Annotated in this window: 18 protein-coding genes; 9 read left to right on the top strand and 9 right to left on the bottom strand. The window is 58.9% G+C overall.

The window, feature by feature from the left end; all coding sequences use genetic code 11:
- Window positions 1–136 precede the first annotated feature (136 nt).
- On the top strand, window positions 137–1,174 hold the full coding sequence (locus tag ACU6HM_RS14545) for a TRAP transporter substrate-binding protein (RefSeq protein ID WP_250756400.1): 1,038 nt from the start codon (window positions 137–139) through the stop codon (window positions 1,172–1,174).
- A gap of 410 nt (window positions 1,175–1,584) precedes the next feature.
- Here ACU6HM_RS14545 and ACU6HM_RS14550 read toward each other — a convergent pair whose 3' ends face one another.
- A complete protein-coding gene (locus tag ACU6HM_RS14550; RefSeq protein WP_446763979.1) occupies window positions 1,585–2,973 on the bottom strand; it encodes a DUF6056 family protein in 1,389 nt (462 codons plus the stop codon).
- A 330-nt stretch (window positions 2,974–3,303) separates the two neighbouring features.
- Here ACU6HM_RS14550 and ACU6HM_RS14555 point away from each other — a divergent pair, with 330 nt between their 5' ends.
- Genes ACU6HM_RS14555 through ACU6HM_RS14575 form a run of 5 tightly spaced genes read left to right on the top strand, consistent with a single transcriptional unit; the run spans window position 3,304 to window position 8,528 of the window.
- On the top strand, window positions 3,304–4,191 hold the full coding sequence (locus tag ACU6HM_RS14555) for a SphA family protein (RefSeq protein WP_035269964.1): 888 nt from the start codon (window positions 3,304–3,306) through the stop codon (window positions 4,189–4,191).
- 22 nt (window positions 4,192–4,213) lie between these two features.
- Window positions 4,214–4,996, top strand: a complete 783-nt coding sequence (locus tag ACU6HM_RS14560; RefSeq protein WP_009461225.1) for an SDR family oxidoreductase — start codon at window positions 4,214–4,216, stop codon at window positions 4,994–4,996.
- 56 nt (window positions 4,997–5,052) lie between these two features.
- Window positions 5,053–6,297: a styrene monooxygenase/indole monooxygenase family protein gene (locus ACU6HM_RS14565; protein ID WP_009461224.1), complete on the top strand. Its 1,245-nt coding sequence runs from the start codon at window positions 5,053–5,055 to the stop codon at window positions 6,295–6,297.
- A 25-nt stretch (window positions 6,298–6,322) separates the two neighbouring features.
- Window positions 6,323–6,934 (top strand): flavin reductase family protein, encoded by a 612-nt coding sequence (locus ACU6HM_RS14570; protein WP_026483919.1) that lies wholly within the window; start codon window positions 6,323–6,325, stop codon window positions 6,932–6,934.
- A 1-nt stretch (window position 6,935) separates the two neighbouring features.
- Entirely contained in the window at window positions 6,936–8,528 is a 1,593-nt protein-coding gene (locus tag ACU6HM_RS14575; RefSeq protein WP_009461222.1) for a phytoene desaturase family protein, read from the top strand.
- Window positions 8,529–8,550: 22 nt separating this feature from the next.
- Here the strand turns inward: ACU6HM_RS14575 and ACU6HM_RS14580 are convergent, their stop codons facing one another.
- Window positions 8,551–9,528 (bottom strand): AraC family transcriptional regulator, encoded by a 978-nt coding sequence (locus ACU6HM_RS14580; protein WP_254500122.1) that lies wholly within the window; start codon window positions 9,526–9,528, stop codon window positions 8,551–8,553.
- Window positions 9,529–9,689: 161 nt separating this feature from the next.
- Here ACU6HM_RS14580 and ACU6HM_RS14585 point away from each other — a divergent pair, with 161 nt between their 5' ends.
- Complete coding sequence (locus ACU6HM_RS14585) at window positions 9,690–10,307, top strand: flavin reductase family protein (RefSeq protein ID WP_446763980.1); 618 nt, start codon at window positions 9,690–9,692, stop codon at window positions 10,305–10,307.
- A gap of 134 nt (window positions 10,308–10,441) precedes the next feature.
- Here ACU6HM_RS14585 and ACU6HM_RS14590 read toward each other — a convergent pair whose 3' ends face one another.
- A complete protein-coding gene (locus ACU6HM_RS14590) occupies window positions 10,442–11,221 on the bottom strand; it encodes an ABC transporter ATP-binding protein (protein ID WP_009461219.1) in 780 nt (259 codons plus the stop codon).
- Between ACU6HM_RS14590 and ACU6HM_RS14595 the strand changes: the two genes are divergently transcribed.
- Window positions 11,220–11,399 carry a hypothetical protein gene (locus tag ACU6HM_RS14595; protein WP_021447139.1) on the top strand — a complete coding sequence of 60 codons (180 nt, stop codon included), beginning with the start codon at window positions 11,220–11,222 and terminating at the stop codon, window positions 11,397–11,399. The two genes, ACU6HM_RS14590 and ACU6HM_RS14595, sit on opposite strands and share 2 nt — an antisense overlap.
- 83 nt (window positions 11,400–11,482) lie before the next feature.
- Entirely contained in the window at window positions 11,483–12,043 is a 561-nt protein-coding gene (gene panD / locus ACU6HM_RS14600) for an aspartate 1-decarboxylase (RefSeq protein WP_009461218.1), read from the top strand.
- Window positions 12,044–12,284: 241 nt separating this feature from the next.
- Here panD and ACU6HM_RS14605 read toward each other — a convergent pair whose 3' ends face one another.
- The 6 genes from ACU6HM_RS14605 to ACU6HM_RS14630 all read right to left on the bottom strand — a co-directional run bounded on the left by ACU6HM_RS14605 (window position 12,285) and on the right by ACU6HM_RS14630 (window position 19,700).
- Complete coding sequence (locus ACU6HM_RS14605) at window positions 12,285–14,822, bottom strand: TonB-dependent siderophore receptor (protein ID WP_446763981.1); 2,538 nt, start codon at window positions 14,820–14,822, stop codon at window positions 12,285–12,287.
- Window positions 14,823–15,077: 255 nt separating this feature from the next.
- A complete protein-coding gene (locus ACU6HM_RS14610) occupies window positions 15,078–16,085 on the bottom strand; it encodes a FecR domain-containing protein (protein ID WP_446763982.1) in 1,008 nt (335 codons plus the stop codon).
- Window positions 16,086–16,103: 18 nt separating this feature from the next.
- The gene (locus tag ACU6HM_RS14615) at window positions 16,104–16,664 is read right to left on the bottom strand and encodes a sigma-70 family RNA polymerase sigma factor (RefSeq protein WP_035269335.1); all 561 of its coding nucleotides are present in this window, start codon (window positions 16,662–16,664) and stop codon (window positions 16,104–16,106) included.
- A 142-nt stretch (window positions 16,665–16,806) separates the two neighbouring features.
- A complete protein-coding gene (locus tag ACU6HM_RS14620; protein WP_446763983.1) occupies window positions 16,807–17,811 on the bottom strand; it encodes an ABC transporter ATP-binding protein in 1,005 nt (334 codons plus the stop codon).
- Window positions 17,808–18,782, bottom strand: a complete 975-nt coding sequence (locus ACU6HM_RS14625; RefSeq protein ID WP_250756410.1) for an ABC transporter ATP-binding protein — start codon at window positions 18,780–18,782, stop codon at window positions 17,808–17,810. Before ACU6HM_RS14625 ends, ACU6HM_RS14620 begins: the two co-directional genes overlap by 4 nt.
- 3 nt (window positions 18,783–18,785) lie before the next feature.
- Window positions 18,786–19,700 (bottom strand): ABC transporter permease, encoded by a 915-nt coding sequence (locus tag ACU6HM_RS14630; RefSeq protein ID WP_009461211.1) that lies wholly within the window; start codon window positions 19,698–19,700, stop codon window positions 18,786–18,788.

Raw genomic sequence — 19,700 nt, forward strand, 5'->3', positions numbered from 1 at the left:
GCCCGGATGCAGTTGTGATCCGGGCAGCAGTAAAGCCGCTGGGTGTGCAGGTCCAGGACCTGTTTACTGTCCCATCAAGTGGCCTGGACGCCGGGCTGTAGTGGCCCGGCAGCAAAATAATTTACGAGGAGTCGAGATGCGTGTTTTCAAAAAATTGGCCTTGAGCCTGGGCCTGGCTGCAGCAGCCCTGGCACCGACCATGCCTTCGGTTGCGGCTGAAGTTACCACCCTGCGTTTTTCCCAGTGGATGCCTCCAGGCCACTTTATTGTGACCAATATGTTTGAGCCCTGGGCTCAGGAAGTGGAAAAAGCTACCGAAGGCCGCGTGAAGGTGGAGTTCATCAACGCGCTGGGCAAGCCGCAAGCTCACCTGGATCTGGTGCGTAACGGTATTGCTGATATGGGCATGTCGGTACACAGCTACACGGCTAACCGCTTCCCGCTGATCGAGTTTGCCGAACTGCCCTTCACCACTGATGACGGCGGCGTGAACTCGGTGGCTTACTGGCGCACTTACGAAAAATTCATGATGGGTGCCAACGAGCACAAGGGCGTGAAACTGCTGGGTATGTGGACCAGCCCTGCCACCGTGATCTTCACCAGTCAGGACAATGTGCAAAGCATTGACGATCTGAAAGGCAAGAAGCTGCGCTCGCCTAGCCCTTTGTTTGATGCGATTGGCAAGGCCCTGGGCATTGTGACCGTGAACGCGCCTGCTTCGGACAGCTACGAAATGCTGTCGCGTGGTGTGATCGACGGTATGTACTTCCAGTACGACCAATTGGATAACTGGAAACTGGACAAGCTGGTCAAGACTGCCGTGTCGGTGCCCGGTGGCTTTGGCAAATCCAGCCAGTACATGTTCATGAACGAGCGCAAGTGGAAGAGTCTGTCGGAAGCCGACCGTGCTGCTATCGAGAAAATCAGCGGCGAATGGATTGCCAACGACTTCGGTTCCAAATGGCAGGCTGCCGAACAGCAAGCCATTGAGAAGCACACCGCAGCTGGCCTGAAAACACTGCGCATCCAGGGCGAAGCTGCAGACCAGATGAAAGAGCGTCTGGCCTTTGTTGAAGAGGACTGGATCAAGGCTGCCGACAAGAAGGGCATTGACGGTAAAGCCGCTCTGGCCTACTTCCGCGAGCAGATCAAAGAGCTGAGCGCTGCCAAGTAATCCGCAGTACTACTACAGTTTTGGCCCCGTTTTTCTTTGGGAGAGCGGGGTTTTTTTATGTTTTTGGGAGGGGCTGTTGTAAGGGCAAAGGATAGGCAATCGGGCCCATGCTTTAGCCCTGATCGACGTTTCTCCCTGTAAAACGCCGCTTCAGGCCCTGGGGGGGCTGGCAGGGCTGACCACTTGCCGGTGCTGCGCACCGGTGCCCTGGTCAAGAAAGAGCTACGGGCGCATCCTGAACTCGCCGGGTACTTGGTCCCCCGGACCAAGTACAAGCGCCCGGCTCAAACAGCAGGATGCTTGCATCCCTACGCTCTCCCTTGCCTGCGGCAAGTAGTCTGACTCGCCCTGCCAGACCCCCCAGGGCCTGAAGCGGCTTGCAGCGGAGGAAATACTCAAGTCCTCAAGCTTTAAGGCGGGGGTGGTGGTGCCCCCGTCTCCTGGTCATAGTGCTGATTGACGGCATATTCATTGATCACCACCTTGCTCCGGAAGTATCGGGCTATGGCTTTGGGGTCAAAGTGCATATCGAAGCGATCCCGCGAACGCAACGTGGGCAGGAAAAAATACTTGGGTAGCTTTACGTGATGACGCTGATGCTTGTGGGCATCGGCCAAGATAGCGCGTCGTACCTGATCCTGCTCCCAGGTGCCGTGATAGCTGCGCAACATTAATCCGCTGGATACCAGCCATAGCGTGCCGCAGGCACCCAAGGTTACTAACAGGTTGCGCTGCATGGGTATAACGCGTTGCCCTTGCGCCAATAAATCATGTCCGTAAATAGACAAGGCCACCAGCAGATACATCAAGCCGCCATTCAAGGCTCGCTTGGGGATATTAGGTGCCAGAACCAGAATGGCGTTGGCCAGAAGCGATGCGCCAATGAGCAGCCACATTGCCCGGCGTACAGATTCAGAAGACGCAGGCCCTATGGCAAAACGCCAAACCAGCATCATTAGAATCACCCCCCAGTACCGCAATAGGGCGTCCGGGAAACGACGACCAAAATGCTCCCCAATGCGCCATAACAAGGGCTGGTCATACCAATGAGCAAAGACCTCTGCGCGTACTTGATTGCCCGGAGCCAGGACCAGCACGGCGACTCCCAGCCCCATACAGAGCAACCAAACCAGATGCCATGAACCGAGCGAACCTGTGCGCTGAAAGTGCCTTAGGCCCAGATACGCCAGCAAACACCAGCTGATAATGCCGGTGTTTTCATTGGAACAACCGGCTAGCAGGCCCAGAAGGCAGAGCGCCAAGCCTGTGATCACAGAGGGCTTGTCCTTTTGCAAGTAGTAAATAAAGGCCAGCACAAAACCGAAGTTGAACAGATTGGGCCACAGGTAGTTGGCGGCGCCTACCAACCAGAATGTGGTTTGCCCCAGATGGGGGTTGACCAGCCAATACAAGGTGAACACCAGCAGCAGTAAAGACGGGCGCAAAGCTCGTCCGGCCAGTTGGGCCCCCAGTGCTGTCAGTACCGTGACCAGGCCAAACAGGGCCGCTGTATTCAGTGTGGCTTTCAGCCATCCCGGAGCCAGCGTGAGCATGGCGCTGGAGAGCGTATCCGAGACCAGACGACCGCTCCATTGCAGGTAATGTTGCTTGATCGACGTCCATGCAATGCCTTTGTTGGCGTAGTTGAAGTCGTCCGAGATCATGGGGGTGAGCCAATAAATGGCCCACGTAGCCATCACGGCCAGCACCGCAAAAGTAATAAAGGCCCAGGCACCAAAACGGTGGCCGAGCAGGGCCTGGCTGAATCGGGATTCAGCAAAAGAGAGAGTTGGGCTCATCGAGATGAAGCGGCGTGTTTGTGGCCAGGCCAATGACGACGGTATTACACATCGCTCGCCGTCCTGGGTGTTCAGGCCCAGGTGATATTGATTATTCACTTGGCGGGAAGCGAGGAATTATCTCAGATACCCGTTGAAACACAGCGTTTAACCACTTTGCTGATCGTCATCCTTTAAATCTAAACCAAATCGGGGTTTTCCCTGCTTTTGCGGCTTCTTGCGCTTATTGGCTAGGCGCTGCGCAAAGTGGATATACCGACAAAAAGAGCACTTCTACCATTGGCTCCATCGTCATACCTAAAAAACAAAAGGAGAACGGACGTGGGGGACATCAATAAAAAAATAGCAGCAGTGGTTCTGGGTGCAGGGGTATTGGGCGCCGGCCCGGCCTGTGCCATTGAAGGTAATGGTCTGCCTATTTATCCCGATGGTTTGGAAAACTTCATGAGTGGCGCCCTGCCGCCGCCCGGTGTGCACTTGCTGATGTACGGCGGTGCCATGCGTTACGACTCGGTGCGTGACAAGAATGGCGACAAGTTGCCTATTCCTGACTTCAAGGTCGATGTGGCAATGGTTGCGCCGCGTCTGGTCTGGGTGACGGACCAGCAGGTGTTTGGTGGCCAGTTGGCATTTCATGCCCTGGCTCCCCTGCTGACCGTCAAGGCACAGGCCGCTGGTCAGTCCCAGCGCCGTAGCGGTCTGGGTGACGTGGTGTTTGGTCCGGCCTTGGGCTTTCACCCCAGCGAGAAAATGCACTACATCCTGGGAGTGGATTTTGTCGCCCCGACTGGTCGCTACAAAGTGACCGACAGCGCCAACCTGGGCCGCAACTACTGGGCCATTCAGCCCGCTGCTGCATTCAGCTACATGCAGCCCAGCGGCATCAACCTGGATTTGAAGATGATGGTGGACTTCAACTTCCGCAACAGCGACACCGAAACCCGTACGGGTAAAGCCATTCACGCCGATTACGCCGTGGGTTGGGGTTTTGGTAATGGCCTGGTGCTGGGGGTGGGTGGTTACGCCTATCAACAGATTGAAAGCGACCGTGGCCCCATGGCCGGTGACAGCAAGGCCCGTGCCTTCGCCATTGGTCCCAGCCTGCGTTACGCCAATGACAAGGGGCTGCTGATTACGGCCAAGTACCAGCAGGACCTGGGTGTGCGTGGCCGTCCTGAAGGAAAACAATTTTTTGTAAAAGTAGCGGTTCCGTTCTAAGGGCCCGCGGCAGGAGAGCGAGATGAAAGGATTGAAAGACAAGGTAGTCATCGTCACCGGCGGCGCAACACGTGTTGGCGCAGGCGTGGTCGAGGTGCTGATGGGCTATGGCGCACGTGTGGCCGTGTTTGATATTGATGCCGCAGGTGGTCAGAAAGCCGTAGGCAACGATGCTGCCAAAGCCAAATTCTGGGAAGTGGACATTACCAGCGATCAAAGCCTGAATGCCTCCATCGAGCAGGTGAAGGCGCATTTTGGCCGTGTGGATGGTCTGGTCAATCTGGCTTGTTCCTATCTGGATGAAGGCATGGCTTCCAGCCGTGAAGATTGGCTCAAGGCCTTGGATATCAACCTGGTCAGCGCGGTGCAGGCTGCCAAGGCTGTGCGTCCCTTGCTGCCGCGTGGCGGCTCCATCGTCAATTTCACATCCATTTCCTCGTCGATCGCTCAAACCGGGCGCTGGTTGTACCCGGTCTCCAAGGCCGCCTTGTTGCAACTGACACGCAGCATGGCGCTGGACTTTGCTCCTGACGGTATCCGTGTGAACTCGGTCTCGCCCGGCTGGATCTGGTCGCGTGTGATGGACGAGCTGACTGGCGGCGATCGCGCCAAAACCGATCGCGTGGCCTCGGCATTTCACATGCTGGGCCGCGTGGGCGATCCCCAGGAAGTGGGCGAAGTCGTGTCCTTCCTGCTCTCGGATTCCGCCAGTTTCGTGACCGGTGCCGATTACGCCGTTGATGGCGGCTACTCGGCCATGGGACCCGAGCAAGGTGTACCCGCCATTCCAAAGTTGGCTGAATAAGAAAAACCGGGACGCCGCCGCAGTGGCGTCCTTAGCTCCCTCAGAAGGAAAAAATCATGCGTAAAGTTGCTATTGTGGGCGCTGGCCAGGCTGGCATGCCCGTTGCATTCGGTCTTTTGGCCAAGGGCTACGACGTAGCCGTTTTCACCAACCGCAGTCCCGACGATGTTCGTGGTGGCCGCGTGATGTCCAGTCAGTGCATGTTTGCCGAGGCGCTGGACGTAGAGCGCCGTCTGGGCCTGAATTTCTGGGACGACGAGTGTCCGCCTGTACAAGGCATCGGCTTTGCTCTGCCAAATCCTGAACAGCCTGACACCAAAGCCGTGGACTGGAGCGGCCGTCTGGATCGTGAAGCGCAGGCAACTGACCAGCGCGTGAAAATGCCTTACTGGCTGGAACTGTTCGAGCAACGCGGCGGCAAGCTGATCATGGAAGACGTGGGCGTGGCCGAACTGGAGCGCATCACCCAGGAATACGACCTGACCATGCTGGCTGCCGGTAAAGGCGAAGTGGTCAAGCTGTTCGAGCGTGACGATCAGCGCTCCATGTACGACAAACCTCAGCGCGCCCTGGCCCTGACCTATGTACATGGTCTGGAGCCTACGCCTGAGTACTCGCGCGTGTCCTTTAACTTCATCCCCGGTGTGGGCGAATACTTTGTGTTCCCCTCGCTGACCCTGTCCGGTCCCTGCGACATCATGGTGTTCGAAGGCGTGCCCGGTGGCCCACTGGATCGTTTCCGCGATGCCAAGACGCCCGAAGCTCATTTGGAGCAAAGCGTTTCTTTCCTGCGCGAATTCCTGCCTTGGGAAGGCGACCGAGCCCGTAATGTGGAACTGACCGACGCCCAAGGTTACCTGTCCGGTGCTTTCCCTCCCACAGTTCGCAAACCTGTGCTGACGCTGCCTTCGGGCCGCATGGTGCTGGGTCTGGGTGATGCCGTGGTCGTGAACGACCCTATTACCGGCCAAGGTTCCAACAACGCCGCCAAAGCCGCCCAGGTGTATCTGGACAGCATTTTGCAACGTGGCGAAGGCGCGTTTGACCGTAACTGGATGCAGGAAACGTTCGAGCGTTACTGGGATTACGCCAATCTGGTGGTGCGCTGGACCAATTCCATGTTGAAGCCACCAACCGACTCTTCTTTTGCCTTGTTGACCTCGGCTCAACAATCGCCTGCCCTGGCTCATTTCCTGGCCAACAGTTTCAACCACCCACCGGTTCTGTTCCCGGCCTGGGAAGATCTGAGTGCCGCTCAGGCATTGATCGAGAAGACTCGTAGCCAATCTGTGGCTGCCTGATAGATAGTATTCAAGGAGACGTATCATGACCCCCACCGCAACGCTGCAAGACTCCCCGTCCCAAACCGCTGCCCAGCGGCAGGCCGTGTCTGCCCAAGCGTTGGCAGCCGCTGACGCCAAACCCACACCGTCCAATCTGAATGTGGTCGATAGCCGTGCGTTTCGCCAGGCACTGGGCCATTTTCCAACGGGTGTGGCCATTGTCACGACTCGTTGTCCCGATGGCCGGGCGGTGGGTCTGACCATCAACTCCTTTACGTCCCTGTCGCTGGAGCCGCCCCTGGTGATGTGGAGCCTGGTGAATCACTCGCCCAGCCTGGAAATTTTCGAGAAGTGCAGCCACTTTGCGATCAACGTGATCAGCCAGGAACAAGTGCCCGTGGCCCTGGGGTTTGCCAACTCCCAGGTCAAGGACAAGTTTGCCCTGGTCTCGCATGTGGATGGTGAAGAAGGCGTGCCGTTGCTAGACGACTGTGTGGCGACCTTTGTGTGCGAGAACTACCGTCAGCACGAGGGTGGTGACCATACCTTGTTTATTGGCCGTGTGGTGCGCCACACCACGCTGACCGAACACGAGCCTGCGGTGTTTCATCGTGGCCGTTTCGCCAACCTGACCACGCCTAGCGGAGACCGTTGAAATGAGTGATGCGCACAGCGCTGATGTAGTCATTGTCGGCAGCGGGATGAACTCCCTGACCTGTGCCGCCTTGTTGGCCCAGCGGGGTTTGTCGGTGACAGTGCTGGAGCGCAATGCGGTGGCCGGGGGCTGCATCCGTACGCAAGAGCTGTTCCCCGGTTTTACCCATGATGTTCTGTCCAGTTGGTATCCCCTGTTCATGGGTGGCGCGTCGTATGCCGCCCTGGCAGAGCCCTTGGCCAAAGCCGGTCTGGAGTTTGTCAAAGGCGAGTACAGCACGGGTCTGGCCATTCCTGGTGGCCCGTCGCTGGCCTTGCGTCAGGATATGGACGACACTGTACGTCGCTTCAATGACTTGATGCCGGGTGAAGGCGATGCCTTGGGTGCCATGGCGGCTCGCATGTTTGGCCCGGATGCCGGTTTGGTATTTGGCTTGCTGGGCGGTGAGCCTTACCGTTGGCCCATGGCCAAACTGGCCTTTGGTGCCTGGCGCGAACGGGGTCTGGATGGCTTGATGTCCTTTGGCTCGCAAGCGCTGGAAAGCTTTCGGCGCTGGGCCATGCGCGAACTGCGCAGCGACCTGGCCCGCGCCATGATTGCTCCCTGGGTGCTGCATAGCGGTTTGGGCCCGGATGAAGCCAGCTCGGCCCTGATCGGCAAGCTGACGTTCAGTGCCGTGGTCAGTGGTGGTATGCCTGTCGTCAAAGGCGGCAGTTATCAGATCGTGAAAGCCTTTACCCGCATCATCGAAGAAGCTGGTGGCGCGGTACTGACCAATTCCCATGTGGATCGCGTGTTGGTGGAAGGCAATAAGGCGACGGGCGTGTGCGTCGGTACGCAGCGCTACCTGGCGCGTCGTGCCGTGGTGTGTAACGTGACGCCGGGTCAGTTGTATGGCGACCTTTTGCCTGAAGTTGAACCCGAGTTGTTGAAGTCCGCCCAGGATTATCACTATGGCCGTGGCGGCATGCAGATACACTTTGCCTTGAATTCCCCGCCCGACTGGGTGGACCCGGAGCTGCGCCATGTCCCTATGGTGCATGTGACGGAAAGCATGGAGCAGGTGTGTTCCTCGGTGGTCACGGCCAGCAATGGCTACCTGCCTGCCAAACCGACCTTGGCCGTGGGCCAGCCGGTAGCGGTGGATGTGACTCGTGCACCGGAAGGTCACTGGATTCTATGGGTACAAATGCAGGAGCTGCCGCGTCACATCAAAGGCGATGAAGCGGGCGAGATTCCTGTGCCAGCGGATGGACGCTGGAACGAAGCCGTGCGCGAGGCTATGGCCGATCGCGTTCAGGCTCGTCTGGAAACCGTCATGCCTGGCTTGGCCGCCAAGATTATCGGGCGTCGTAGCGTCAGCCCGGCGGACCTGGAAGCCTTGAACATGAATCTGGTGGGGGGCGATCCGTATAGCGGGGTGTGCTCGCCCGATCAGTTCTTTTTCATGCGTCCTTTTGCAGGACACAAGAACGCGCGCAATGGCAACACGCCCTGGCGCAATCTGCATCAAATTGGTGCGTCGGTGCATCCAGGCCCTGGCTTGGGTGGTCAATCCGGCTATCTGGCAGCCCAGCGTATCTTGAAGGGGTGAGAGGACGGGTGAGGCGGTCAGCTTAGTGCTGGCCGCCGCGCACTCGTTGCAGGGTCTCGCTAGGCGTTTCGCCAAAGCGGCTGCGGTATTCGGCGCTGAAACGGCCTTGGTGGGCAAAGCCCCAGCGCATGGCCAGGTCGGCCAGCGTCAGGTGAGGCTCGTTGGAATGGATCAGTTCGTGGCGCAGACGGTCCAGACGAACCTGGCGCAGGTACTGCATGGGGCTGACGCCGTAGTGGTCTCTGAAGGCTTGCTGCAAGGTGCGGGAGCTCACGCCCGCAATGGTGCTGAGTTCGTCTACCGTGACCGGCAAATGGGCCTGCTCATGCAAGTGGCTGGCTACTTTCTTCAAGTGGCGCGGCAAGATGCGGGCGGGGTTCAGGGCCTGAATCTGAGCCGGTGGGTGCAGATCCAGCAAGGTTGTCACCGCCAATTGCTCCAGCTGGTTGATAATCAACGGCGAGCGCCGGATGTCTTCGTAGTTGCGTGCACAGTCCAGCACGTAGCGCAGCATGATTTGCCAGGAAGGCTGGGTGTGAGCTTCCAGGCGTACCGGAAACAGCAAACCTTGCGGGCCTACGTCCAGGCCCATGCCACGGGCGGCCTGTTCCACCAGATTGCGGTCTATCTTGAGCATTAATTGCTCATTATTGGCGTGCCAGACCATGTCCACATCCTCGTTGGGATTCAGGATCGTGGCGGCGTAGGGACTGGAGTCCACAGTCTGGCCACCGCAGCGAATTTTGGCGGTGCCGTATTGGGGCATCTGGACCAGGTAGAAACCGGCCAGGTGATCGGGTTGTATGTGTACGTCGGCGCCATAGCCCAGGCGGCTCAAGGCGACCTGACCAAACTGGGCGTGTCGCAGCCGGGTTTGCAGGGTCTGATCGGCACGTAGCTGCTTGAGCTGGTGCGACTTGAACATATCGCTGACAGATTTGCGCACGTGTTCCAGGTCAGCAGAAGCTACACGTGCCCAGTGATCGGGCTTATTTTCCATGTTTCATGTGCCTAGATGGTTCTGAAAGGCAGGAAGGATACGTAAAACCTTGAGTTTCAACGGTTTGCAGCGGCTTTATTTTAGTTGTAAAGTATATCAGTGGGCCACCGGGATTTCCCGCAGTCCCGTTTAGTTTGTTGTGTTTATTAACAGAGAGAACCGTGCAGAAAGACTTTCACTTCTACGAACCCACACAAGGCCATGGACTGCGCCACGACCCGATCAGTTCTATTGTGGGTCCCCGTGTCATCGGCTGGATTGGCACCAAAAGCAAGGAAGGTGTGCTGAACCTGGCTCCATACAGCTTCTGCAACGTGTTCAACTACCGCCCGCCTGTCATCGCTTTTTCCAGCGTGGGCTACAAAGACAGCGTGCGCAACGCAATTGAAACCGGCGTCTTTACCTGGAACCTGGCTACCCGTGATCTGGCCGAACCCATGAACATGACCAGCCTGGAACAAGATGTGCGCGAGTTTGAAGTCGCGGGCCTGACGCCTGTGGATTCCCGCCTGATTGATGCCCCCCGCGTGGGCGAGAGCCATGCCTCGCTGGAGTGCAAGGTGACGACGCACTTCCAGTTGAAAGACTCGGAAGGCAAGGATCTGAACACCTGGATGGTGCTGGGTGAAGCGGTCGGCGTGCATGTGTCGCCCAACAGCATCGTGGACGGCATTTACCGTACCGCGATCCCACGTCCGATTCTGCGTGGTGGTGGTCCTGGCGATTACTTTGAGATTACGGACCTGGCCTTGTTTGATATGCCACGTCCCAAGTCCTGATAGCAGGGCTGTAGTCAGAAGCCGCTGGTTGGCGGCTTCATTAGGATGGTTGCAAATGCATAACGGCGCCGCAAGGCGCCGTTTGCTTTATGTCTGCTCAGAGTGTGGCCGAATTCTTTGGGCGGTTTTGCCTTTTAGCCTTTGGACGAACCGCCCGCTGCCAGGAATTGTGCCAGACGAGGGCTGCGTGGCGACACCAGCACTTCTTCTGGCGGGCCTTCTTCCTCGATTTGACCTTCGTGCAGATACACCACCTTGCTGGAGACGTTGCGCGCAAAGCTCATTTCGTGCGTAACCACCACCATCGTGCGCCCTTCTTCGGCCAAATTCTGCATAACGCGCAGAACCTCGCCCACACGCTCGGGGTCCAGCGCCGAGGTTGGCTCGTCAAACAGCATCACTTCAGGTTCCAGCGCCAGCGCACGGGCAATCGCCACACGTTGCTGCTGGCCGCCCGACAAGAAGGCCGGGTATTGTTTGGCCAGATCGCGCGACAGGCCCACCTTGTCCAGATACAGCTCCGCTTTGGCAATGGCCTGCGCCTTGTCCATGCCCTGTACATGAATGGGCGTGGCGGTAATGTTTTCCAGCACCGTCATGTGGGACCACAGATTGAAGTGCTGGAACACCATGGCCAGGCTGGTGCGCAGGCGCTTGAGCTGTTGTTTATCTACCGCAACCAGTTCGTCCGTTTTGGGGTCCAGACGGGTTTTCAGTTCCTCGCCCTTGATGACGATACGGCCGGAATTGGGCGTTTCCAGAAAGTTGATGCAACGCAGAAACGTACTTTTGCCCGAACCACTGGACCCGATCAGGCTGATGACATCGCCCGGCTCCGCGCTGAGAGAGACTCCCTTGAGGACCTCCAGGGAACCATAGCGTTTGTGAATATTCTCGATGAGCAGGTTGGGCATGGAAAACGGTATCGTATTGAAAATAAAAAAGACCGGCGCGACGCGGCAGAGGGGATTACAGCACAGACTGGCCGTCAGGCAAATCATTGATGCTGTGGTTTTCCCGTACAAATCTGTGGGTCTAAACGGATTTGCGCGCATTTCTGGGTTTATGATGCAGTCTTTCCCGCAGCCCTGATCGGGCTAAGGGCGCAGCGCAAGCCGCGTTTTAGCCAAGCTTAGGTGTCCGTTACAGGGGACCTGTTTCTAGAGAGTGTTGTCATGAAAAAAGTGGTCCGTGCCAAGCTGCATGGTATCAAGGTGACCGGTGCCGACTTGAACTATCACGGCTCGATCACACTGGATCCTGAAATCTGCGAACAAGCGGGCATTTTACCCATGGAGTTTGTGGAAATCTGGAATAAGGACAGTGGCGCCCGTATTTCTACCTACGTGATCTTCGGTGAACCCGGCTCGCGCTGTGTGGTCCTGAACGGCGCGGCGGCCCGTACCTGCCAAAAGGGCGACACCGTCATCATCTGCGCAACCGAATACGTGATGAACTCCGAAGACCTGTATTCCCTGCGCCCTACCGTGCTGACCTTCACGCCGGAAAACGAAGTGGATGAAGTCATGCACTACGAAGTGGCCAAGACCGCCCAGCGCGATTACGACTTCCGCGTGGTACGCGACGACCGCCCTCGTGGTGCCGAGCGTCCACTGGCTCGTGTGGATGTGGACGCCCTGTCCGCAGACCTGCGCTCCCGTGGCCTGGATGATCGTGCCATTGCCGACATCCTGTCCTGCCACCTGGCCGATTTCGCGCCTGCGAACCAGAACTGATTGAATGTCACCGGGCCGCATCAGGCCCGCTGATGGCTTTATTGAAAAACGCGGTGTTCACTGCCTCTGGCAGCAAACACCGCGTTTTTTGCTTTAGCCCGTTCGTGGCCCAATGACTTCTGGCGCTCCAGCCTGAATATGGCATTTGGTGCAGTGCCGTAGTGCAGCGTATCGTCAGATCACAAGATACCCAGAGCGCTGCGATCAGAGCGCTTGAGTACCTTGTTCATCACGTTCAGCGTCAATATTGGGCGCGCAGCGTCAGCATCACGTTGCGTGGGTCGCCGTAGTAGTTGTAGGCGCGTTCGTGGGCAATATAACGGTAGTACTTCTTGTCGAACACGTTGTTCAGGTTGAGGGTGGCTGAAACCTTGGGCGTGAAGTCGTAGCGCACCATCAGATCAGCCACGGCGTAAGGATTTTGTTCGATACGGATCGTGCCTGCCGTGTTCTCGTACAGGAACTTGGTCTGCCACGTAAAGCCACCCCCCACTGTCCACTGGCGCAACGAGCCTGGCAGGCGGTAAGAGGTAAAGAGCTTGAACATATGTTCTGGCGTGCGCGTGTTGAAGGGCTTGCCCTGGTTGGCCGCATCTTTCACGTACTTGGTGGTGTTGTAGGTATAGCCAGCCGTCAGATTCCAGCCTGGGGCCAGTTCACCTGTCAACTCCGCCTCAATCCCTTCGCTGCGCACTTTGCCTGAGGCAATCGAGCAGTAGTCGCTGGTGGTGTAGGGGCACGGTTTGGGGCCGTCCAGATCGGTCTGGGCGCGGTTGGTTTCTTCGATACGGAAGGCCGCCAGCGAAGCCTGCACGCGGCCATCCTGGAATTCACCCTTGATACCCGCCTCGTAGTTGGCACCCACGATGGGCTTGAGCAAGGAGCCGTTGCGATCGATGGCGTTTTGCGGACGGAACACGTCGGTATAGCTGGCGTACAGCGAGTAGTTATCGTTCAGATCGAATATCAGACCGGCGTACGGTGTGAACTCGCCACTGACCTTGTAGCTCGAGGAGGCCGTGTTGGCGCCGGTGAGCAGATTGGTGCTGTCGCTGCTGTAGTCCCACCAGCTCCAACGACCACCCACGATCAAGGTAAGCGGATCGGCAAGACTTAGACGAGCAGCAGTATAGATGCCCGACTGCTTGGTGGTGGTGGCGGTGCGCGATTCATAAGGCCCAATATTGGGCGGAGGCAGCGAGGTGGGGTCCCAGTTAAAGACATCGGGCCGGATGCGGGCGTATTCACGCAGCGGCACCTGGTCTGTTTCGGTGGGATTGCGGCGCATGTTCGCACCTACTACCAGCTCATGCTTGCGGCCCAGTAAGGAGAATGGGCCCGAGGCGTACAGGTCCACGCTGGTCTGGGTGCGGTTCAGGCTGCTGGCTCGTGCGTAGTTCAGGAGTGGGCCCTGGTGCGTGTTGCGGTCCACGCCCGCGCCCGAGGCGGACAGAAACACCGTGTCTACGTCGTAGTGCTGGCGGTTGGCCGACAGCTTGGTCTGCCAGCCGTTGTCCATCTCCCAGGTCAGGTCGCCGAACACGGTGGTGCTGCGGGTGGCCCGGTGGTTCCAGTCGGCACCCAGGTAAGTGCTGCGTGGCAGTTCGAGATCGCCGCCATCGTCAAAGAAGACGACGCCAGTGCCGTTGGGCGTACCCTTGGTGCGCTGATGATCCACCCCCACGGTGGCCGTGATGGAGGGAGTGAAGTCGTATTGCAAGACGCCATACAGCACTTCCTTGCGTTCCTTGACGTGATCCACGAAGGAGTCGCGGTCGTCGTGCACGGCCACCACCCGCCCGCGCAGATCGCCGTTGTGGTTGAGCGGACTGGAGACGTCGGCTTCCACACGGTAGCTGTTCCACGATCCCACCATCGCGCTGCCGCTGGCGGCAAATTCACGGGTGGGTTGCTTGCGCACCAGATTGAGCGTGCCGCCCGGGTTGCCGGCCCCCTGCAACAGACCCGCCGCGCCGCGTACCACTTCCACACGGTCGTAGATGGCCATGTCGGCGGCCGCTTCCGAGCCGCCTGCGCCCAGCGAGACAGGCACGCCGTCAAGCTGTGCCGTATCCAGCGAGAAGCCGCGGATCTGATAGGTTGTGCCCAGCACTTCGCCTTCTTGTACCTTGACGCCGGTGGCCTGCTTGAGTGCGTCATTAAGCGTGAGCAAACCCTGGTCGTCGAGCCGCTGGCGCGTGATCACGCTGACCGACTGCGGGGTTTCACGTGCAGACAGGTTCATGCGCGTGGCCGAGTTTGCCGATGCGTTGGTGTAGCTGCCTGTGCCTTCGGTTCTGGGATCGAGTTGTCCCCGTACGGTTACGGTGCTCAGCTGGGTGACGTCACCGGCAGGTGCCTCTGGGACTTGGCGCAGATGGTAGCTGCCATCCGAGCTGGCAATAGCAGTCAGGCCAGTACCGGCCAACAGTGCATCCAGCGCGGCCTGGGGCGAAAACGTGCCGGAAACGCCTGGGCTGTTTCGGTCCCTGGCCAGCTCACCGGCTCCAGCGACCAGTACGCCGGATGCGCTTGCAAAGCGAGCCAGCGCTGTGCTCAAGGGGCCAGCTGGAATGCTGTAGCTTTGTTGTTTGGCAGACGCACTGTTGATCGTTTGGGCGTGGGCTTGAGGATGCCAGCTTGCCAGGCTCAATGCACCGCTGGCCAGGGCGAGTTGCAGCACGCAGGCCAAGGGGCTTAGTTTGAAACCGGGTCGGAAAAAGTGCATGGCACCAAAAGAGTTCGCCCCTCGGGCGACAGGCTGGGAATAGCCGGGCATGATGAATTCTGCTCCTTGGAAGCGGTGTAGTCGGCGAGAGCGAGCCGGTTTGCATGTGTCCTGGTCAGATTCTGGTTTTGTGCCAGGAGACGGGTAAAACGATGCCCTCATCAGGTATATCGAACACGCCAAGGAAAAGCGGAACTCGGAAAAGTGGAAATAGCCGGTTTGAAGCATTGGGCCGCTTGAATAGGCCCGTAAACCGGCTTGTCATGCACGGCGGCTGATGCCCGTGAATGTGTGTCTGAATCAAGGTCAGGGCTCGGCAAGTTCAATGCTGACCCACCAGGGCAGGGTTCGTTTGATGCGAATCGGCAGCACCCCCTCCAGCATTCTCAAGGCCCGGTCCGGATCGGTGGAGGGATAGCTGCCAATCACAGGCAGCTGGGCCGCCTCGGGTGAAACGCTAAGGTGGCCGCCGCGATAGCGCTGCAATTCGCGCACGACCTCGATCAAGGGTGTGTTGTCGGTGACGAGGATGCCTTTGGTCCAGCTTTGTCGCTCGGGCAGGACAGCAGTGGTAGCCGCAATCTCGGTACGCGAAAGCTGTGTCTGCTGACCGGCATGGACAATGTGCTGCTGGCGCTTGTTTGCCGTATCCACCTGTACCGCGCCTTGATACACCGCCAGAAAAGTTTCCTGACCGTCCAGTCGCACCGTAAAGCGTGTCCCCAAGGCACGCAGCAAGCCTTGACGGGTTTCGACCAGAAAGGGCCGTGCAGGATCGGCCGCTGTATCGATCAGAATTTCACCCTGAACCAGGGAGAGCAGCCGTTGATTGCCTCGGTAGTCGTGGTTCATTGCAGTGTCGGAGCTGAGCCAAACGGTAGAGCCATCGGGCAAAGTCAGTTGGTGGACTTCACCACGGGCGGTGCGATGCTCGGCTGACCAGGCCATTACTGTGCCGGGCAAGGACGTATGCTGCCAAGCCAGCCAACTGCCCAAACTGCTGCCTGCCAGTGTGCCCAGGCCCAGCAGCAATTGGCGGCGGCGTCCCATTCGTCGGTTGGCCAGGCAATAGCTTTGGACGGCAGCCTGGCGGCTGTCGCTGCTTTGGATCGGTTCAAAGCGGCCACTGATGCGCTCTACATACTGCCAGGCCTTGCGATGCTCGGCCTGAGCGGCCAGCCAGCCTTGCCAGCTTTGTCGGTCCTGGGCCGAGGCCTCGTCCGAGCGCAGCAGGGCAAACCATTCGGCGGCCTGCTCCAGCGCGTCAAATGAAGGCTCCAGCGTATCGTCGGGATGCAGTTCGGAAGTGCTCATAGGGGGGCGTACAGGCAATCAGCGTGGCTCGGGCAGGCTGGACGCCTGATGCACGGGCATGTCAGCGGCGGTATGGCGGGCTTCCAGTTTCAGGCAGCACAGCATGGCCTGGCTAAGATATCGGTGCACCATGCGTGTGGACACGCCCAGCGCCTCTGCAATTTCCCGGTTGCTCATGCCGTCGGCCATGGCCATGAAAAAGGCATTGCCCACTTTGGCAGGCAGGGTGCGCAACATGCTGTCTATCTCTTGCAGGGCTTCCAGCACCAGGGCCTGGTGTTCGGCAGAAGGAACCAGGGCGGCCGGGCGGTTGGCCAGCTCTTCCAGCCAGGCTTGTTCAATCTGACGGCGTCGCCATAAGTCCACGCACATGCCATTGGCCATGAGCCGCAAATACACACGGGCTTCGGGTTCGCTGCCGAATTGACGGGGTTTTTGCAGCAGTCGGACAAAAACGTCTTGGGCCAGATCGGCCGCATCGAAGGAATTACCTAGCCTGCGTCGTAGCCAGCTATGCAACCAGCCGTGGTAATTTCGGTAGAGCGATTCCGTGTCGGGTGAGAAGGCGGCATTGTGCATGATGCGTTCCAGTGGTGCCTGCTCGACCAGAAAAATGGTAGAGAATCGGGCAATGAGAACTGAGAATAATTCTCAATTATCAGAAAAAACCGCCCATTCGGCAAGTTGCCGTGGGCGGTTTTACTGTTGGCATCGCAAGCGATCAGGCCTGATCGCGCCCTTCTTCTACAGCATGACAAGCCACTTCGTGCGGCCCGGTTTGCAGCAAAGCCGGGGCTTCGCGGCGGCAGCGATCATTGGCCAGCGGGCAGCGTGGATGGAAGGTACAGCCGGATGGCGGGTTCAGTGGATTAGGCACTTCACCAGCGACCGGGATGCGGCTTTTGCCCGCTCCGCTCATGTCGGGAATGGCTCCCAGCAACATGCGCGTGTAGGGGTGGCGAGGCTGCGCGAACAAATCGTCGCGTGGCGCAATTTCCACAATCCGGCCCAAATACATGACGCCAACCCGGTCGGCCACGTGATGCACCACGGCCAGATTGTGCGAGATGAACAGATAGGTCAGTCCCAGTTCGCGCTGCAAATCCTTCATCAGGTTCAGGACCTGTGCCTGCACCGACACGTCCAGCGCCGAGGTCGGCTCGTCACAGACGATGAATTCGGGTTGCAGAGCCAGAGCACGGGCAATGGAAATACGCTGGCGCTGGCCACCGGAGAACTGGTGCGGGTAACGCTGGGCGTCGCTGGGGTTCAGGCCCACTTGCGTCAGCAGCTCGGCTACTTTGGCCTCTTGCTGGGCGCGGCTCATGTCCGTGTGGGTGACCAGTGGTTCGGCAATGATGCGGCCCACGCGCCAGCGAGGATTCAGGCTGGCATAGGGGTCCTGAAAAATCATCTGACGGCGTTTGCGCATGGCCTTCTGGCTGGCTTTGTCCATGGTTTTCAGGGACTGGCCATCAAACAGAATCTCGCCGCGTGTCAGCGAATACAGGCCCGTCAGCAAACGGGCCACGGTGGATTTCCCGCAGCCGGATTCGCCTACCAGGGCCAGGGTTTCACCCTTGTTCAAGGTGAAGCTGACGCCATCGACCGCGCGCAGGTTTACTTTGGGTTTGCGGTAGACCAGGCGCTCCAGCAAGGGCGGGGACACATCAAACCAGCAGGCAGCGTCCTTGACCTGGACCAGGGCTTGTTTAGGGGCGCTCATGCGGACTCCTGTGCATGCAGCCAACAGGCCGCCTGTGTTTGTGGGGGAACAGGCATCAGCTCGGGGCGTTCGACCAGGCAGCGATCAAAGCGACGATCACAACGCGGATTGAAGGCGCAGCCGGGCGGGATGGCGTTCAAGCGTGGCATGCTGCCGGGGATTTGCTCCAGACGCTCCAGCCCCGCGTGCAGATTGGGAATGGAACGCATCAAGCCACGGGTATAAGGGTGGCTGGGTTTCTGGATCACATCCTGTACAGGGCCGATCTCGATAATGCGACCGGCGTACATCACGGCCACACGGTCGGCGGTTTCCGCAATCACCCCCATATCGTGGGTAATCAGCATGACCGAGGTGCCTTGCGAGCGACAGAGTTTTTTCAGCAGGTCGATAATCTGCGCCTGAATGGACACGTCCAGTGCCGTGGTGGGTTCGTCCGCCACGATCAGCTTGGGCTCGGCCGCCAGGGCCAGCGCAATCACCACCCGTTGGCGCATGCCGCCGGAGAACTGGTGCGGATAGTGGTCGATACGCTCGCGCGCTGCCGGAATGCCGGTAGCTTCCAGCAATTCGATGGCGCGTTCCTGTGCCTGTTTCCAGGACAGAGGCAGGTGCGTGACGATGGTTTCAGCCAGTTGATGACCCACGGTATAGAGTGGGTTCAGCGAGGTCAGCGGGTCCTGGAAAATCGCGCCAATCTTGCGGCCACGAATCTTGCGCATCTGGTCCTGGTTCAGATTGTCGATGCGCTCGCCTTCCAGCAGAATCTGGCCGCCGCTGATGCGACCGGGGGCATCGAGCAAACCAATAATGGAGGAACCCGTCAGGGATTTACCGGCACCGGACTCCCCCACCACTCCCAGCACTTCGCCGGGGGCGATGGAAAAGGACACATGATCCAGGGCTTGGAGCACACCACGCCGGGTCGGGAATTCGACACACAGGTCTTGGACAGTTAAGAGTGCAGTCATGGCTTAGCTCAATTTGGGGTTCAGGGCGTCACGCAACCAGTCGCCCAGGAGGTTGACCGACAGCACCAGCAGCACCAGCATCAGGCCAGGGAAAATCGTGATCCACCATTCGCCCGAGAACAGGAAGTCGTTACCGATCCGGATCAGGGTGCCCAGAGAGGGTGAGGTGGCCGGAACGCCGACGCCCAGAAAGGACAGCGTGGCTTCGGTAATGATGGCGGTGGCCAGATGCACGGTGGCCAGCACCAGCACGGGGCCCATCACATTGGGCAGCACATGACTGAACATGATGCGCGGCGAAGACACGCCAATGACGCGGGCAGCCTGCACGTACTCACGGTTTTTCTCCACCAGCGTGGAGCCGCGCACGGTACGGGCATATTGCGGCCAACCGGCCAACGCAATCGCTCCGATCAGCACCGGAAAGGCGACCACATCGTGCATGTTCAAGGGGAACACAGCACGGGCTACACCGTCGATCAGCAAGGCAATCAGGATGGCCGGGAAGGACAGCTGCACATCGGCCACACGCATGATGAAGGCATCCACACGGCCACCGGAGTAACCGGCCAGCAGGCCCAGCACAATGCCGACCACCATGGACAGGGCTACCGAGGCCAGACCGATCAGCAAGGAGGTGCGCGTCCCGTACAACAGGGCCGAATACAGGTCACGGCCCTGGCTGTCTGTTCCCAACCAGTATTGGGGTGAACCGTTTTCCGACCAGGCCGGGGCCAGCAAGGCATCCATCAGGTCGATGGAGGTCAGATCGAAGGGATCGTAAGGAGCCACCCAGCGGGCACCCAGCGCGCCGATAAACAGCAGCAAGGCCATGATGGTGGCCGCAATGGCGACGGGAGAGTGGCGCCAGGACCAGACCAGATCGCTATCCCAGGCGGTTTTCAATTTAGCGAACAT

The sequence above is a fragment of the Alcaligenes sp. RM2 genome, from assembly GCF_052931795.1.

Coding starts and splice junctions, on each gene's coding strand:
- ACU6HM_RS14545 (WP_250756400.1), top strand. CDS start 137: ATGCGTGTTTTCAAAAAATTGGCCTTGAGCCTGGGCCTGGCTGCAGCA.
- ACU6HM_RS14550 (WP_446763979.1), bottom strand. CDS start 2,973: ATGAGCCCAACTCTCTCTTTTGCTGAATCCCGATTCAGCCAGGCCCTG.
- ACU6HM_RS14560 (WP_009461225.1), top strand. CDS start 4,214: ATGAAAGGATTGAAAGACAAGGTAGTCATCGTCACCGGCGGCGCAACA.
- ACU6HM_RS14565 (WP_009461224.1), top strand. CDS start 5,053: ATGCGTAAAGTTGCTATTGTGGGCGCTGGCCAGGCTGGCATGCCCGTT.
- ACU6HM_RS14570 (WP_026483919.1), top strand. CDS start 6,323: ATGACCCCCACCGCAACGCTGCAAGACTCCCCGTCCCAAACCGCTGCC.
- ACU6HM_RS14575 (WP_009461222.1), top strand. CDS start 6,936: ATGAGTGATGCGCACAGCGCTGATGTAGTCATTGTCGGCAGCGGGATG.
- ACU6HM_RS14580 (WP_254500122.1), bottom strand. CDS start 9,528: ATGGAAAATAAGCCCGATCACTGGGCACGTGTAGCTTCTGCTGACCTG.
- ACU6HM_RS14595 (WP_021447139.1), top strand. CDS start 11,220: ATGGAAAACGGTATCGTATTGAAAATAAAAAAGACCGGCGCGACGCGG.
- ACU6HM_RS14590 (WP_009461219.1), bottom strand. CDS start 11,221: ATGCCCAACCTGCTCATCGAGAATATTCACAAACGCTATGGTTCCCTG.
- panD (WP_009461218.1), top strand. CDS start 11,483: ATGAAAAAAGTGGTCCGTGCCAAGCTGCATGGTATCAAGGTGACCGGT.
- ACU6HM_RS14605 (WP_446763981.1), bottom strand. CDS start 14,822: ATGCCCGGCTATTCCCAGCCTGTCGCCCGAGGGGCGAACTCTTTTGGT.
- ACU6HM_RS14610 (WP_446763982.1), bottom strand. CDS start 16,085: ATGAGCACTTCCGAACTGCATCCCGACGATACGCTGGAGCCTTCATTT.
- ACU6HM_RS14615 (WP_035269335.1), bottom strand. CDS start 16,664: ATGCACAATGCCGCCTTCTCACCCGACACGGAATCGCTCTACCGAAAT.
- ACU6HM_RS14620 (WP_446763983.1), bottom strand. CDS start 17,811: ATGAGCGCCCCTAAACAAGCCCTGGTCCAGGTCAAGGACGCTGCCTGC.
- ACU6HM_RS14625 (WP_250756410.1), bottom strand. CDS start 18,782: ATGACTGCACTCTTAACTGTCCAAGACCTGTGTGTCGAATTCCCGACC.
- ACU6HM_RS14630 (WP_009461211.1), bottom strand. CDS start 19,700: ATGTTCGCTAAATTGAAAACCGCCTGGGATAGCGATCTGGTCTGGTCC.